This is a genomic window from Ekhidna sp., assembly GCF_965228795.1.
Taxonomy (GTDB): Bacteria; Bacteroidota; Bacteroidia; order Cytophagales; family Cyclobacteriaceae; genus Ekhidna.
Map to the genome: position 1 here is coordinate 1,245,086 of NZ_OZ245839.1, position 16,133 is coordinate 1,261,218.

Below are 16,133 nucleotides of genomic sequence, written 5' to 3' on the forward strand. Positions count from 1 at the left end.
AACTGGCGGATAGCCCTTTAATATCACTAATTCAATTTCTATTTAGTCTTAATCGCCCCAACCCCGGCTTCCCAAAGTGCTTGGTTGAATGCAGGAATATCTTCATTCAACCACTGGTTAGCTTGTGTTTCATACGTTTTCCAAATGGCATCCAGTTCCTTCTTTCGTTCTACCGAAGAAGCGTTCACCCGTGGGATCTGGGATTCGGTTGCATTGATCAAATAGAGATAGTCTGCAGTAAACTTGTTTTCAAAATTCTCTACATCGTCGTATGCCTTCGATTTGCGCTGAACCATGTCCTCATCCCATTTATTGATTTTTTCGATGAGATCTGTACATGTGCTTTTCAGATCATCACTTGGTAGCTCCGACTTCATCTCTTTCAACTGATCATTCACTCGTTTTACCTGATTGATGGTATTGTGCATGTCGGTCAATTTGGCCTCCATCTCTGTCATGATTTTATCATACGAATCGAAATCTGCCTTAGAAACATCCATTGTCGGGTTTTCCAGGATTTTAGCTTCAGTAGATATTTCCTCTCCGTTGACATTTAATGTCAGCGTGTAGGTACCCGGAGACACTCTGTGTCCTCGATAACTACCTTCTATGTACACATCTGTTACACCTGGCATGATCGGGTAACGCATGTCCCAAACAAACCGATTGAGTCCTGCCTCTTTGCTCACCGTGGGTGAGGGCGGAGGACCACCATCATAACGTTTATAAGATTTGTCGGACTCAGAGGAAATCTCCCTTATCGTATTTCCTGATGCATCTTTGATGATTAATGAAACTGCTGCAGAGTCAGCAAGCTCAGGGAGCTCATAATATATTACGACACCATTAGCCGGATTCACCCCTTCAAATGGATCAGTTCCATCGAAGTTGGAGGTATTGCTGCTGTTAAGCGGACCATACCAAAAGCCATAATACGCATCTTCAGGTTGGTAAAGTTTGGTAGATGAACCATTTGCTTTCTGTTGCAAGACATTGAGATCATCCAATATCCAGATAGATCGTCCGGATGTTGCTACTGATAAGTCTCCTTTATGAACCATTAGATCCAAGACAGGTGTCACCGGCAAGTTGAGCTGAAGCGGCTCCCATGAATCTCCACCATTCCATGATACATAGATGCCTTTTTCTGTTCCTGCGTAAAGCAAATCTTTTCTTCCCGGATCTTCTCTTACCACTCGGGTAAATGCTCCATATGGGATGCCATTATTGATGGGCTTCCAACTTTTCCCATTATCAGTCGATTTGTAAATGGCAGGTGTGTAATCATTGAATTTATATTTCGTGGTAGCGATATAGACAGTTGAAGCATCATGTGGTGATATTTCAATCGCATTGACTAACGACTCACCCAAATTCTTTGGAGTCACATTTTCCCAGCTTTCTCCACCGTCGTTGGTACGGTATACTTGCCCGTCATCACTCCCTGACCAGATCACTCCCTTTTCGTGTGGAGACTCCAACAGGTAACTAATGGTCCCGTAGTTCTCTGCACCTACTGCTTCATTTGTAAGTGGTCCACCTCCTTTGCCTTGCTTTTCATCAATGTTTCGTGTGAGGTCAGGAGAGACCTCATCCCATGTTTGACCCAAATCTCGTGTTCTCAAAACCAGCTGGGCACCATGGTAAAAGGTCCCCGGTTCATGTTTAGACCAAATAATCGGAGAGTTCCAATTGTAGAGATACTTCATATCACGGGCAGCCTTACCTAAAAACTGAATAGGTGCTGCTATTGCCGGCATTCCAGCTCCGGTTTCTTGATTAATTGCCTCCATACTACCCAGGTAGCTTCCTCCCATTACATACTTGGGATTGTCCGGGTCAAAGGCTAGGAAGGCACTCTCCCCTCCGGCAGACCGGCTCCAGTCTTTTCGGTTAATGCCACCGGAATACTGTGAGAGCGTAGCAATTTTGATTGAAGAGTTGTCTTGCTGCCCACCGTATAAGTTGTAAGGCCACAGATTGTCTGCATTTAATCGGTAGATCTGAGCTGTTGGCATGTTTGCCTGGGTAGACCAGGTTTCACCTCTGTTAAACGTGATAGCAGCACCTCCATCATTGGATATGACCATGTTTTTTGCATTCTTAGGGTTAATCCAAAGGTCATGGTAGTCTCCATGTGTTCCACTTAAACGCTCCCAGGTTTTTCCACCATCTATGGAGCGGAGTGCAGGAGCGCTAAGCACATACACCGTGTTTTCATCTTGTGGATCAGCGAATACTTCGGTGTAATACCATGCACGTTGGGTAAGTCTATTGTCTCCACTCACCATAGACCAACTTTCTCCGCCATTGTTAGAAACAAATAATCCACCTTCATCTTTTTGGGAATCTCCTTCGATAATGGCATAGACTTTTTGTGAATTGGCTCTGCTCACAGATATTCCGATTTTACCCATAGGGTCTGGCAGGCCTTTTTCAATTCTTTTCCAGGTTTCTCCACCATCCATGCTTTTGTAAACGCCGCTTCCTTCACCACCACTGATCACTTTCCATGGTTTACGCTGATGCTCCCACATGCCGGCATACAAAATATCCGGGTGGTTCATATCCATAGATAGTTCGCTACATCCTGTGAGGTTGTTGACAAAAAGCATCTTCTTCCATGTTTTACCGCCATCGGTAGACTTATAAACGCCTCGCTCCTCATTAGGCGCATGTAGCGCTCCCTGGGCAGCCACATACACAATGTCCGGGTTGGTTGGGTGAATAACGATTCTGGCGATGTGCTGGGTAGCATCCAGTCCCATTTTTGTCCAGGTTTCTCCCTCATCTGTAGACTTATAAATCCCATCACCGTAAGAGGTCATCACACCTCTGGGTGCATGTTCACCCATTCCCGCATAAAGGATGTAAGGATGAGATTCTGACACAGCAATCGCCCCCATCGATCCGGTTTCAAAATAACCATCGGAAATGTTTTTCCACCGCTGACCTGCATCAGTGGTTTTCCATAATCCTCCGCCGGTGGTACTCATGTAGTAGGTTAGCGGGTCACCAATGACCCCACTGGAAGAGACAGATCTTCCACCTCTAAAGGGTCCGATCATACGGTATTTAAGCGGAGCGAAATAATCATTTGCCGACTGCCCCACCAGAATGGTGGCGCATAGCATCAATAGAATAAAGAAGTTTCGTTTCATGTTAGAAAGGTTAAGATTCTGATTATGTAAGCTAGCCATCTCTTTTCAAAGAAAGAATGGAATTTGATATGAATGGTTTATTGAATTGATGGCTTTTTTAGTTTTACCAAATGATCAGACAAATAGCATTCAACCTTCCACCCTTTTCTCGAGGCTTCCACCTCATTACAGACGAAATATTAAAGCATGTTGATCTGGAAGGAGTAGACGCAGGACTTCTCAATGTCTTCATCAAGCATACCTCCGCAAGTCTGACAATCAATGAAAATGCAGATGCCACTGTAAGGACGGATTTTGAAAGTCATTTCAATACTTGTGTACCGGAGAACGCACCGTATTATCAGCATACTTATGAAGGGCCTGATGATATGCCAGCGCATCTGAAGGCAAGCACACTGGGAAGCTCAGTGACCATTCCTATCACCAATGGCCGACTGAATCTGGGTACCTGGCAAGGGATCTATTTGGGGGAGCATAGGGATCATGGAGGCAGTCGAAAACTAGTGGTTACCGTTTATTCATAAGGTTTCAAAAAGTGCATTGATATAAATCATGCTTGCGATTGATCATGCCCATAGAGAAGGAAATCGGTTGTGTCCATCTTCGTTGTGACAAAACGATAATGCTATGAAAACGAGACCGATTTCCGAAATAATGACCAAGCAAGTCCACTACATTGATATCAATGACCCAGTGATCAATGCACGAAACCTGATGGACAAATATGAAATTCACCATTTGCCTGTAATGGAGTCGGGCAAGCTGGTTGGAATGCTCAGCTCCAACGACATTAAACAAGTGCAATACCTCTGTGATTTTATTGGTGAACGACTGGAAGAAAGTACGGTTTTTAAATCACTTTCCATTGAGGAGTTAATGACCGAGAAAGTACAATCGCTAACAACCAATGCGACTACTGTGGAGGCAGCACAGGTATTTAGTAATGTGTCTTTTCAGTCTTTGCCGATTTTGGAGAATGATGAATTAGTTGGGATAGTTACGACTAAAGATATTTTTACAGCCTTTTTGACTGAAAATTAAGCAGTCACTGAAAAGAGCTCTATTTTTTTATCCTTGCCTCTTAATTCTATCGCTCCACGAGAATTGAATTCATATGAATGGCGAGACAGGGCTTCTTTGAGTTTTCCGGATACTAACAGGTCACTGTTGAGATCATTGCATTGGCTTTGAATGCGTGCAGTTGTATTTAGCACATCTCCGGTAAAAACAATCTCCTTTTTGAGTGCGCCAACTTCTCCGATGGTCACTTCACCATAATGCATACCTGCTTTGAAACCTACTTCAAAGCCATATTCATTTAGGAGGTAGTCTCTTCTGTCTTTCAGTTGTTCTTGAATTTCAAAGAAGCAATTGACACAATTTGCATTGGCCAATCCTTTTTCAAGCTTCCATGACACAACAATTTCATCCCCAATGTATTGATACACTTCTCCCTGGCAGCTCACGATTGGATCAGACATCAAATCGTAATATTCTTGAAGCAACTTGAAATACCGAACGTGACCTAATGACTCGGCAATGGTAGTGGAGGACTTCATGTCCAGAAACATGAAAATACGTGTCTCTACAGTTGGCTTGTGATACTTACCTGTGAAGAAATTGATAAATACCTGATGTCCTAAGTTTTCGCTGATAGCGGCATAAATCAGGCTGACAAACAATGAAAGTGAAAGCTGAAATAATGTATTGAGAAAAGTGATGCTTTGAAAAAATTTACCTGTTCTTTCCCAAACGTCAGAGCTGATAATGCTAACGCCTTGTTCTAAACTAGCCGCTATGGGGTAGTTTACAGCAATAATTACAAGGAATAAAATGAAGTAGATCAGGAATTTGTAGAAGATTTTTCCTCGCAGGCTGTGTTTGCGAAATCGCTTCTCCAGGTAGACCATCTCCAATGTGCCAACAAATAAACCAATGATAGTGATTGCGATACTGGCGAATATGAAAACCGGAAGTGTTAGCTCAATTTCTGTCTCTGAGCTACCGGACTGATTGCGAGTAGCGACGAATTCTGTAAGCAGAAATACCCACCCGGAGAGCAACCAGATTAACCCGAATGGAATTATTCTATTGAGGTTTCTTTTCGCTTTTGGTGATATCTTCATGACTGCCCGATAAAGGTGTCCTTTTCGCGTTTTATAAAGAACGACAAGGTGGTAGGTTTTTTGCCGGTAATTTTTTCAAAACTGTCCGATATCTCCGGTTCTGATTGAAGTCTGGGTAGAAAATGAAGAATTGTCATTACTGCTGCAAAACCGCTTTTAACTCCTTCTTTCTTTTTCTTAAAATAAAAACGAATGGGATTGATGCTTCTATATTTAATTGGCACTTCGCTTATTTCTGATAAAAGATGAGCAACCGTTGAGAAATCAAGATTTTCTGTGCCGGTTATTTCATATGCCTGGTTTTTATACGTTTCAAACTGGGTAATCAACTTAGCTGTGGCCTCTCCAATGTTTTTAACATCCACCCAATTGAATTTGGCATTACCTGAAGGAAGGATAATGGAATGTTGATCTCTGATCTCAGGAAGAAGCGTGGTAGTCAGATTTTGCATGAAATAGCCGGGACGAACAAAAATATAGTCGAAATTCAGGGATTGAATCAGCCGTTCAATTTTGTTGTGGGGGATCACCTTACTTTTCTCAACTCCCTGAACCGAAAGGAAAACCACATTTTTGATTCCATACCTTTTAGCTGCCTCCAATAGCGGCCGGAACACCTTTTCTACCTGTGAAATATGCGGTGGCCGAAGCAAAAAAAGAACATCTATTTCTTTGAAGGCTTCCCGGAATGATTCCGGACTTTCGAAATCAAATGAGACGAATGATATGCCTGGATGTTGAAAGGTTCGTTGTGCTTTTTCAATGTTTCGAACAGCAGCAATGATCTCCACTTCAACTTTTAATTTGGTTAAATAGTGAATGACTTCAGTGCCTATGTTTCCTGTTGCCCCTGTGACCAACACTCGTTTCATGATTATTCATTGTAGCTTGCAGATTAAATTTAATCCAACAGCCTTGAATAGAAATCATTACAAATAAAGTTGGATTAGATTAGGACTTTTTCCTCCTGCACCGCTCACTACAGTACTTCACTTCACCCCATACCTTTTCCCACTTTTTCCGCCAGGTAAAGGGTTTGCCGCATGTTGCACAAATCTTGGTTGGTAGATGTGGTTTTCTATGCGCCAAAATCAGGAATTTCGCTTGGGCGGGCATAAGGGAATGAGGCCACCGGTTGGAGCGAATAGTACGTATTTAAACCGGATATTCCTGCGGTGTTGTAAAGCGATAAATCGATGTAACCTTTTTCATCTACTGCTTCATCAGGAATGATCAACTCCTCAATCTGTCCAATGATCATAATTGTACCATTGATTTTAATGGGCAGTTCCTCCTGGAAGCTTAAGCCAATTTTCAACGAACTCTCTTTTACAAACGGAGCATGAAAACCATTGAGGTATTCTTCAGTCAGCCCACACCGCTCAAACTCTGACACTTCTCGATCCACCTTGGCAGAGGTATAATGGGCTTTATCCGCAATGGTGGTAGGTACGTGGTTGATTGTGTAAAATCCCGTTTCTTTTAGGTTTTCATACGTGTGTCGAGGCACTTCTCCTGTTGGACGGGTAATAAAACCCAGGAGTGCAGGGTCACTACCTAAGTGAAAGACACTGCTAAATATTGCTACATTGGTTTGGCCGTCTTTGGATTTTGTACCTATCAGATTGGCTGGTTTTATACCGGATACGGAATTGATGATGTTGAGGCGCTTCTTACGCTCCAAATTTTCAATGTCAGATTTAGTTAAGTACATGTCAGTAAGACTAAAATAAGGGAGGAATGTTTGGATATAAACGTCACTGCGAGGAAGTAAAACGAATCAGTCTCAGCTTGAGATTGCTTCTCTGCCTATCGGCTGCTCGCGATGACGTAGCATATTCCCCCTTCGAAGGGGGGTGTGCAAGGTCAAGCGTGAGGAGGGGGATGTTAATTTGAGCACATCCAATTGTCAATACTTCGACAGGCTCAGTATGACAAGTGGTCCTGCTAACTCTCCAAGGGGCAGAGGATTAGCGATCCCTTCTTCCAACTCGGGTATGCTTCGCGAGAATACGCTTGCTATCCTCTTTCACCGCCTGATTCTTTCGGTGGCCCCAAATCTTGTTTCTCGCATGTTTGCCGCTCTCCTTTAGATCCACAATGGGCTCAGGATAATCTTTGCCTATCTGTGTCCCGCAAAACGCCTGATCCATATTTGTCATGAGCCAGGGCTCATGGATATATTCTGCGGGAACAGCTTCCAATTCAGGAACCCATTTTTTGATGAATGCTCCCTCTGGGTCGTGATCCTTACTTTGCTTTACCGGATTGTAAATACGAACAGTATTAATACCGGTGGTTCCAGCTTGCATTTGAAACTGTGGATAGTGAATGCCGGGCTCATAATCCAAAAATTGTTGTGCGAGATGGTAGACACCATCTCTCCAATTCTGATCCAGATGGTGGCAGAGGAAAGAAACCAGCATGGCTCGCATGCGAAAGTTGATCCATCCGGTTTCGGTGACACAGCGCATACACGCATCTACCATCGGAAATCCTGTTTTTCCTGCTTTCCAGGCCTTCAATTTTTCAGGATCGCTCTCATGAGGCAATAACTCATAGCCTCGGTTTATACAGGTGTGCTCGTATTCACATTCCTGCTCAAATTTCTGAATGAAATGGCAATGCCACTTGAGTCGCGTAAGGAATGCACCGAAGGGTCGCTTGTTTGAAGCAAAGTTTTTATGATACTTTACGTGCTGGTACGCCTGCTTAATACTCAGGTTGCCCCACGCTAGATAGGGAGAAATGCGTCCTCCGGAAAAGCGACTTTCTGCTGGTTTGGAGATGTGTTTGTTGTAATTGAATCCACGCTCATTGGCGAAAGACCTTAAATATCGCCATGCATTTTCTTCACCCGGAGGTTGAAAGACAGACGGATACTCTTCTAATTGTTTTTGAAATTCAGTGGGCAGTTTAAAGGGGTGATCAATAATCAATTGATCTGAATTGGAATAAGTATTTTCAATTGCAGATTGCGACATGGTGATGAACCAGTTTTTATCCCAGCCATTTCGATTGGTAATGCCGCGAACGATACCGTCCCGCTGGAATTCTTTCCAGAGAATTCCTTCGGTATCAAAGAATTTCGCTACTTCCTTATCTCGCTTCCAGGTACGTCCAATGCCTGTTTCCTGATAACTAAAAATCGATTGAATATTAATTTTCGTAGAAAGAAACTTAAAAACCGAAATAGCTTCTCCATAAAATACTTCTACCTGGCGATTATACTTATTGAGTGATTGATTCAGTGCAAGAATCGAGTGGTAAACAAACTGATGATGTCTCAGTGAAGAATCAGGATGAGCGATTATCGAGGGTTCGAATATGTAAACAGGAATGTAAGGCAACCCTGCTTTTTCAGCAGCCTGAAATGGAGCGTGATCCTGAGTACGGAGGTCTCGCTTTAGCCAAACAAGGTTGGTTGGTTCCATTCCTTCAGTTCCTTTTTACACTTCTTCCAAAATGCGAAGAATGAGCGATAGTACCCAGTCACATTAAACATCCAATCTCTGGGTTCTTCCAGGCCACTGTAATTGTTAAGTGGGTGTTCTTTGTAAGTCACATCATTGATCGTGTGTTCTTCTAACAGCTCGTCGTATTCACCTACAAATACCTGAATATCTTCAACGTTCTTTGCCAGATTCATCATAAAGTCAATGGAGTTCTGAGAAACAGGGTATTTCTCAAACACACTAGGTTCTAGCAAAAGCACTCTATTTACATCCTTGTTTTGATGCCAGGTTGGATCCAGGTTATAAAAATTGTAGATCAATGTTGGTTTTTTGATATCAACAGATAGTTCATCAGATTTAGGAAGAGGAGTTTTCAGTTCGGGGATCGTTGTATCTCGAAGAACATCCGGTGTGTCCATATTTTCAAATTCACTGTAATCAACATCCAGGAATGTATCTTTTTGTCTTGTGTAGCAATATTTGTTGATGTTGCCCTGATTCGCGTAATATTCTTTTCCTGCATTAGCTCCCGACACCCACTGCCAGCTAAGTGCATTGCTTGCCCAGTCACCATCGAGGAGGTGGTAGTACATCCATTGTGCCGGCACCCACCAGTGAGATCCACCGACATTGCAGGCAATACTTGCGATGTACATTCGAACATGATTGTGTAAGTATCCGGTCTCGTAATATTCTTTGATAGCATCATCAATTGCCTTTATTCCGGTATTGGCATCAATTAATGCTTTGGGCATTTCATGATTTTTTACATTGGGTTGCTCCCTGCGAAGATCTTTGTTAATCTCATCTCCTTTGGCGATCCATATTTGCTGCCAGTAGTCTCTCCATGCCAGCTCTTGGATAAATTTTTCAATATTTTTAGGATCATAGCCTCGATCTAGCACTGATTTCATCACTTGTTTGGTGGAGATAACTCCTCGCGAAATGTAAGGGGAAAGCTTAGTGACGGCACCATCTATAAAGTTTCTTGTTTTCCCGTATTTAATGGGATCGATTGATCCTACCTGATCCAAAATATCTTTGTAATCGGTGGTAAACATTATCGTTTGCTGATTTTGTTTAAACTGATTTGTTTTTGCCTGGATGATTTGAAGCGAGTCATATCATCAGGCTGTTTTTTCAAATGCTTTTGACTAGGGCCTGAGTTGACTCGCTTTCGCCAAAGATTGAAACTGCTCTGTTTCAATTCAGATCGCATGAGTTTGATTACTTCTTTCTCCGGCATTCCAAATTGAAATTCGATTGCTTCGAATGGCGTACGATCCTCCCATGCCATTTCTATGATTCTGTTTTTATCTCGTTCGTTTAACTCCATATCATACAGTTTTTGTCATTTCGACCACAGGGAGAAATCTTTACTTTTATTGGAAGAATTCCTCACATCCGCCTGACAGCAGCCGACAGGTTCGGAATGAAAGAAAGAAAGAGTTAGGATTTAAAGAATAATCCCTGCTCGTATCAAATCCTGGAACATTAAGATGTTGTCTTCCGAATTTGTTTTGGATTTCTGTACCTCGAACCAGAAGAGCTCATGATCACCACCAACATCCTGTCTGCCTTTCAATTGCAGCGATAAGTAGCCGCATGCATCTATAAGCACTTGATGACCATTCCATTTCCCGATCAGACCTTTCTCAGTGAGCTTCTCGTGCTTGTTTACATTTTTACCACTTTTCTTTCCCAGCAAACGCACCAGCGACTGATGATTCTGGTGGAGTATTTGAAGAATGACATTAGAGTCTTTTTCAAGATTTTCGAATGTTTTGGTTACATAATCAATGGCTACCATGAACATTTTAGGCTTCATGCTTATAGCGGTCACATACGTGCAGATATTCATGTTCACCTTGTCACCATCATAGGTAGCCAGGCTGTAAACCGGCATATCTACCATATTCCAGGGTCGTTTTACACCCATTAAAGTGCTTCGATTGCTTTTAGCACTTTGTCTGCTTCTGCGGCTTTTTCGTCACTGGCCTTTCGGTTTGTCTTTGAAAGCGTGTACGATTCTTTCATCAGCTTCTCGTATTTCTTCTGAAGCTTTTCTTTCGGAGTTGTTTTGCTAAATAGTCCCATGATCAATTAACCACGTTTGTAATAAGATGTTAGCTTCAGTCCTACTTTTCCATGTTTTAGATACTGAACTTAATTCAGTATGACTCTTGAAGAGTTTATTGAGCACATAAAGAATACTGTCATGCTGAACTTGTTTCAGTATCTCTTGAAAAAAAAACTTGGCAGTACGACTAGGCACTTTTTTGCATGTGCTCTTCTCTGAATTCACCAGGAGATGATCCGACCAGTTTTTTAAAGTTCTTGTAAAATGAGACTTTATTTCGAAATCCAGCTTCTGCTCCGATTGCTTCCAGCTTCAGGTGATTTGATGATTCGTTTAAGAGCCTGTTTTTTGCTTCTTCCACTCTAAACTCATTGATCAGCTCGGAGAACGACTTTTCAGAGAAGGCATTGAGTGCCTGGGAGATTCTGTATTTTGGAACACCTAGTTTCTCAGCAAAGGAAGAAAGATTGAAATCCGGGTCTTTATAGTATTTGTTTTGCTCCAGCACAGAGTTGATTTTCTGCACCAGATAATCACCGTCTTCTTTAGTCAGGCTACTGGTAGAGTATTTTGGTTTTACCTTCTCTTTAATGAAGCTGTATTCTCCAAAGTAAGTGATGCCATAGGTGAGGATTACAAATCCCGCACAAATGATATAGTCGAGTCGGAGCGTATAAAAACCTAAGTAAAGCGAGGTGAAATAGGCAATTTGACCGATGATGAATGATGTATAAGCAACCAAAAATAATCTGTTGATCATATTAAATTTCATTGATCGAACGATTGCAATTCCATACGCTGTAAACAAGGCGATCTTAACCCACGGTAGTAGGGTTCTAATGACCGGAACATATCCGTGAGAAGCTTGAATGAAAAATGAAAGAGATACCCAGTAAATAGTAAAAACCAGCGCCGAAATGAGATGAAAGGGAAGATGTTTGAGTTTGGCACCTTTTCTTATGTAATAATAGAAGGCAAAGGGCATAAACCAATTGGAAGTAACAAATAGCCATGTGATGGGAGCGGGAGAACTAAACACTTGCCCCCAATAATTGACATAGTGGATGATTGTAATAGAAAACATAAGTAGGTATAGCCCTAAAAATCGTTTGCGCTTACTATCGCTCACAAGAAACATCAGTGAGAGAATCAGCCCATTGATTGCAGCAGCCAGAAAGAGTATGAGTTCCCAGGTCATGTCATTCCATTAAAATTTTAAAAAGATTTTTGCTATGAAAATGGAATCAAATAACTACCCTTTTTATTCCCTGAAGGAACTTTTCAATATCACCCTTTAGGGCAGGGGTTTTAAGATTCATTAAGAAAACCTTTTCATCTATTAAATATCACAAAATAGTTTATTCCTCAACGGCTAAATGTAATCAGGAAACGGAATTAGGGCATAAATATTCGTTAATGTTAACTCCTTAATGCTGTTAAACTAAGTGAATCAATGGTTTGTGGCGTTATCATTATCCTAACTAAAAACAAAAAATATGAAAGCGACACTACTAATTACAGGTCTGATTATTTGTCTGACGGCATCAGCTCAGCAGCCTCCAAAACCCTCTGAAGAGGATCTTTCCAAGCTTGATTTTTGGATTGGAAAATGGGATTTGACCTGGGATGGAGGAAAAGGAACCAACCTCATTGAGAAGAAACTGAATGGCCGTGTCATTCAGGAAAACTTTGAAGCAACAGAAGGCAATTTCAAAGGATATCTGGGAACCAGTATAAGCACATTCAACCCGAGAGATGGTAAGTGGCATCAGGCTTGGGCGGATAGTAATGGCGGGTACATTGATTTGATAGGCACCATGGACGGAGATACACGCATTTTCCAAATGACAAGTCCGACAAAACTCCCTGATGGAAAAGAGATCGTTTCACGAATGCGATTCTATGAAATCACTAAAGATTCATTCACATGGGATTGGGAAGCTTCTACGGATGGAGGAGAGAACTGGAATCTGAGCTGGAGAATCAATTATACACGGGCAGAATAGCCTTTCAAAATTCAGCAACCTCTTGTAAAAAAAGAGGTTGCTTTATTTATAACTAAGCCAATTGGTTGAATTAAAAGAATAGCTGGATTTAGGATCTCCGCTCACCAGTCTTTGATCTGCACAATCTCCAGCTCCACCTGAAGGTATGCCAACAATATTATTCGGATCTTCAGCTGTCATTAATCCGATGGCCAATTTTAATTCACCTGAAAATGCCTTTCGATCGATGATGAATTCAGTCTCACCCACATTGCCCATGCTCATGGTATTGGCTCCCCATCCATTAATTTTCAGATATTGGTTGCGTTTAGTGATGGTAGCATCTTTCATGTCTACTTCTCGCATTTTCCAATCAAACTTTTGGTTTGTGACCCACCGATCTCCCTCTTTTTTGTAAAGAATTTGACCCAATGCTGCTGACGCATGCAAAACGGTTACTTCATTTTGCTCATCGCAGATGCAAAGACTTGCCACATAGAGCTCTTTTGATTTGACTGTTATTTTAAGGTAACTATCTGAAGAAGGATCAATCAGTAATTGATTGTCACCATTCCTCCCGAGTTCATTTAATTTTTGATCCTCTTCAGGAGAAATGATACCGTCGAGGTTTTTTAGGTTTACCTGGGCATGGCTTGCGTAAACAAAAAATAGTAGCGATGTGGTTTGAAATATTTTTTCACGACTTAGTCAGTTTCATTCTTTTTTTAAACTGTGGTGTGCATCACGCAACTGTACTCCAGAAGCCCCTTTTTCATTGTAAGGAGTCTCTGCCATTCGTGCTACTTTCAGTAGTTCTATTTTAACGTCTCCATGAACAAAATTTTTCTGATTCACTCCGGTACTGTCGTTGCTAAAGTCAGAGTGTAATACCAATCCATTTTCCATTACGAACTCTGTAAACTGAGCATATTGGCTATCAGAATCAGTAAGGAGCGCATAAAAGCTATTTTTCCAAAAAGAACCGCCCTCAAAAAACTGGATCACATTGCCCTCCGGATCCCGGACGAGAAACATGGGTTGACCCCAGAAAACGATTGGCCTTCCAAACATTAAATCATCAGGTCCAGGGAAGTGTTTTTCTATTACATCCTGCGTATTAGGGACGTCAAAACCAAATTTGAAAACTCCATTTGGGTTTTTGTTGTCTCGCGCTGTTTTGTATTCAGTCAATGTCGGCAGCATTGATTCCCTGATAAATTTTATCCGAGCATTCTGATATTGAAGTGTCATTGAAGAGTCTGTCTGTGCAACTACTTCAAAAGGCAGGCGATCTAGGTACCATTGCGTAGTAGAGTCAAAATTTACAGCTCTGTAAATGAACTCTTTAATATTGAGAGAGGGAGGCTTTTTAAGTAGCATTTCCTGCTTGTCATAGTCGAAGATCACCTCATAATCTTTTAAGATGCCACTGCCCAGGTTACCGGCATGCGTACTTCTTGCCCAGGCGCCAGCCGAATGATCAGGTACACGTGTCTTAACGGAACGAAATTGTAATTCTTCACTGATCTTGACAGAGGGTAAAACATACTCCCTGGCCATTACTGGTCCTCCAACTCCGTAACCAGTTCGTCGTAGCTCGCTTAACTCAATATTGGATGTATCTAGCGAATTGTAAAATGCTGAGAAAGTAGTGAGCATTGACCGATCTCCTGTGTCGACTGTAAAATCACCTTCTACCCCATCGATCTCCATTTTGATCATGGGAATTTGGTTACGATAAAACTCAAAAGGTACTACTTCGTAACCGTTAGTGGGATGATTACCTTTTTCGTAAAAGGTCATTTGCCTATTGGGGTAGTTTATAGATAGATCGTACTTCCTGAATAAATCCAGACCAAGAACGCCATCTGCAAAAGGGAGAGATAACGAATCTCGGATTGCATTTAGGTTTAAGATTATCGGACCATCTGATTGTGTTTGAATGGAGGTTCCAACAATTTCAAAATTTGTTTTTTCTCCGTACCAGGCCTCCTGTTCACCGTTTCCACCACCCTGGATCATGAATGATCGACCTTTTTTTATTCCTGCTTTTTCAGCAAAGTCAGTGTTCATTCCATGCACACCACCAGTATCAACAATGAATTTTCCTTTTACTCCATTGACTTCTACATCGATGTACGGTCGGTTATCGACCAGTTGGAATAAGACTGATTCTGGTGCTTCGAGTTTTTCTTGTTGTGAGCTACACGATAGTAGAGTGGTTACAATCAAAGTAGCAGTTAGGTTTTTTCGCATCATAAATTTGATTTGAAAAAAAGTAACGTGCCTCGCCTAACCAGGTTGGAAAACTTATATAATAGGTGTAAACATTGTCTAAAATTTACTACTGAGAATCGTTAACAACCTATTCTGCAGCTATAGCCAGCTTTTTACCATCAGGTGAGACGCTCAGTCTTGTGATTGACGTGATACCTAGTTTGCTCAAGTCAGCAAACTGCTTCCACTCTGAGTTTTCAGACCACACAAATAATTTAGCACCATCAGCCATCAGGATTTCACCCTTTGGCGTCCAGCAGTAATCTTCACCCTTACCAATTGTGGTAGTGATTTCAGCTGACTCTTTGCTTGCTGGATTCATGCGCTTGATGACCCATTTTTCAGAAGATTTGTCCAAATAGCTGAAGTCTTTTGAATCAGGAATTTTATGAAGTGACCGACCGATTTTTTCTCCAACCACAGTTGCTTCTCCGCTTTTTGTGTTCACAATCTGCATTGTGGCCGGCTCTCCTAAAACAAAGGCAACAATACGGTCAGCGTCAATCCAGGCATGATATCCGATTTTCAGATCCGGGACCAATACTTCATTTGATCCATCGAATTTGTATGCATAAAGCAATTGCAAACCAGTAGTGTCTAAACGGATGCTTGAAATTCGACTGTCGGGCATAGGTGTAGGAGAATACTCACTTCCTTGTTTCGTATCGGATATAATGAGGGTGTTTTTGGAGTCAAAGTAATACCGCGCTACGTCGGTTTGGCCGTTGATGGTTCTCGCATACAAAACGGATTCCCCATCAACCCAAAAGGAAGGTTGATTGTCGTATCCTTCATTGTTTGAAATATTTTGTGGTTTTTCTATAAGCAAACCTTCTGGGGATCGGCGAAGATCCATGACATAGATTTCAGTGCTTGGTTGTGCCTGACTAAAGGAATAGCTGAAAAGAGCAATGATCGCAAATAGAAATTTTCTCATAATAGTTCTTAATTGTTTAGCTGGTTTGATTCCGATTGTTCAAAGGTTAAATTTAGTGTTTAGACAGAATTAACCTTCCTAAATATTATAAAATGAAATGAGCATGTTTGAC

17 protein-coding genes are annotated in these 16,133 nt (G+C 41.6%); 3 read left to right on the forward strand and 14 right to left on the reverse strand.

Annotated elements, in window-relative coordinates:
• Positions 1–38: 38 nt before the first annotated feature.
• Positions 39–3,161: a VPS10 domain-containing protein gene (locus ACQK2H_RS05795; protein ID WP_425390509.1), complete on the reverse strand. Its 3,123-nt coding sequence runs from the start codon at positions 3,159–3,161 to the stop codon at positions 39–41.
• 110 nt (positions 3,162–3,271) lie between these two features.
• Here ACQK2H_RS05795 and ACQK2H_RS05800 point away from each other — a divergent pair, with 110 nt between their 5' ends.
• Both ACQK2H_RS05800 and ACQK2H_RS05805 read left to right on the forward strand, forming a co-directional pair.
• Complete coding sequence (locus ACQK2H_RS05800) at positions 3,272–3,685, forward strand: secondary thiamine-phosphate synthase enzyme YjbQ (RefSeq protein WP_425390510.1); 414 nt, start codon at positions 3,272–3,274, stop codon at positions 3,683–3,685.
• 103 nt (positions 3,686–3,788) lie between these two features.
• Positions 3,789–4,202, forward strand: a complete 414-nt coding sequence (locus tag ACQK2H_RS05805) for a CBS domain-containing protein (protein ID WP_425390511.1) — start codon at positions 3,789–3,791, stop codon at positions 4,200–4,202.
• On the opposite strand, the gene ACQK2H_RS05810 is transcribed toward ACQK2H_RS05805, so the two are convergent.
• The 10 genes from ACQK2H_RS05810 to ACQK2H_RS05855 form a co-directional block, all read right to left on the reverse strand.
• Complete coding sequence (locus ACQK2H_RS05810) at positions 4,199–5,287, reverse strand: adenylate/guanylate cyclase domain-containing protein (protein WP_425390512.1); 1,089 nt, start codon at positions 5,285–5,287, stop codon at positions 4,199–4,201. The two genes, ACQK2H_RS05805 and ACQK2H_RS05810, sit on opposite strands and share 4 nt — an antisense overlap.
• Entirely contained in the window at positions 5,284–6,159 is an 876-nt protein-coding gene (locus ACQK2H_RS05815; protein ID WP_425390513.1) for an SDR family oxidoreductase, read from the reverse strand. The genes ACQK2H_RS05810 and ACQK2H_RS05815 overlap by 4 nt, the downstream gene beginning before the upstream one ends.
• Before the next feature lie 79 nt (positions 6,160–6,238).
• Positions 6,239–6,403, reverse strand: coding sequence for a DUF2256 domain-containing protein (locus ACQK2H_RS05820; protein WP_425390514.1), 165 nt, complete (start codon positions 6,401–6,403; stop codon positions 6,239–6,241).
• Positions 6,366–7,001 carry a flavin reductase family protein gene (locus tag ACQK2H_RS05825; protein WP_425390515.1) on the reverse strand — a complete coding sequence of 212 codons (636 nt, stop codon included), beginning with the start codon at positions 6,999–7,001 and terminating at the stop codon, positions 6,366–6,368. The genes ACQK2H_RS05820 and ACQK2H_RS05825 overlap by 38 nt, the downstream gene beginning before the upstream one ends.
• A gap of 256 nt (positions 7,002–7,257) precedes the next feature.
• Entirely contained in the window at positions 7,258–8,721 is a 1,464-nt protein-coding gene (locus tag ACQK2H_RS05830; protein ID WP_425390516.1) for a deoxyribodipyrimidine photo-lyase/cryptochrome family protein, read from the reverse strand.
• Positions 8,694–9,803, reverse strand: a complete 1,110-nt coding sequence (locus ACQK2H_RS05835) for an FAD-binding domain-containing protein (protein WP_425390517.1) — start codon at positions 9,801–9,803, stop codon at positions 8,694–8,696. The genes ACQK2H_RS05830 and ACQK2H_RS05835 overlap by 28 nt, the downstream gene beginning before the upstream one ends.
• Positions 9,803–10,078 carry a TIGR03643 family protein gene (locus tag ACQK2H_RS05840; RefSeq protein ID WP_425390518.1) on the reverse strand — a complete coding sequence of 92 codons (276 nt, stop codon included), beginning with the start codon at positions 10,076–10,078 and terminating at the stop codon, positions 9,803–9,805. The genes ACQK2H_RS05835 and ACQK2H_RS05840 overlap by 1 nt, the downstream gene beginning before the upstream one ends.
• 120 nt (positions 10,079–10,198) lie before the next feature.
• Positions 10,199–10,681: a flavin reductase gene (locus tag ACQK2H_RS05845; protein ID WP_425390519.1), complete on the reverse strand. Its 483-nt coding sequence runs from the start codon at positions 10,679–10,681 to the stop codon at positions 10,199–10,201.
• On the reverse strand, positions 10,681–10,839 hold the full coding sequence (locus ACQK2H_RS05850) for a Lacal_2735 family protein (RefSeq protein WP_425390520.1): 159 nt from the start codon (positions 10,837–10,839) through the stop codon (positions 10,681–10,683). The genes ACQK2H_RS05845 and ACQK2H_RS05850 overlap by 1 nt, the downstream gene beginning before the upstream one ends.
• Positions 10,840–11,009: 170 nt before the next feature.
• Positions 11,010–12,020, reverse strand: coding sequence for a helix-turn-helix domain-containing protein (locus ACQK2H_RS05855; protein ID WP_425390521.1), 1,011 nt, complete (start codon positions 12,018–12,020; stop codon positions 11,010–11,012).
• A gap of 298 nt (positions 12,021–12,318) precedes the next feature.
• Here ACQK2H_RS05855 and ACQK2H_RS05860 point away from each other — a divergent pair, with 298 nt between their 5' ends.
• Positions 12,319–12,828, forward strand: a complete 510-nt coding sequence (locus tag ACQK2H_RS05860; RefSeq protein WP_425390522.1) for a hypothetical protein — start codon at positions 12,319–12,321, stop codon at positions 12,826–12,828.
• A 42-nt stretch (positions 12,829–12,870) separates the two neighbouring features.
• Here ACQK2H_RS05860 and ACQK2H_RS05865 read toward each other — a convergent pair whose 3' ends face one another.
• From ACQK2H_RS05865 to ACQK2H_RS05875, 3 genes are all read right to left on the reverse strand, one after another.
• Entirely contained in the window at positions 12,871–13,302 is a 432-nt protein-coding gene (locus tag ACQK2H_RS05865) for a hypothetical protein (RefSeq protein ID WP_425390523.1), read from the reverse strand.
• Between the two features lie 219 nt (positions 13,303–13,521).
• Positions 13,522–15,063: a hypothetical protein gene (locus ACQK2H_RS05870; protein ID WP_425390524.1), complete on the reverse strand. Its 1,542-nt coding sequence runs from the start codon at positions 15,061–15,063 to the stop codon at positions 13,522–13,524.
• Between the two features lie 109 nt (positions 15,064–15,172).
• Positions 15,173–16,021, reverse strand: a complete 849-nt coding sequence (locus ACQK2H_RS05875) for a TolB family protein (protein ID WP_425390525.1) — start codon at positions 16,019–16,021, stop codon at positions 15,173–15,175.
• Between the last annotated feature and the right edge of the window lie 112 nt (positions 16,022–16,133).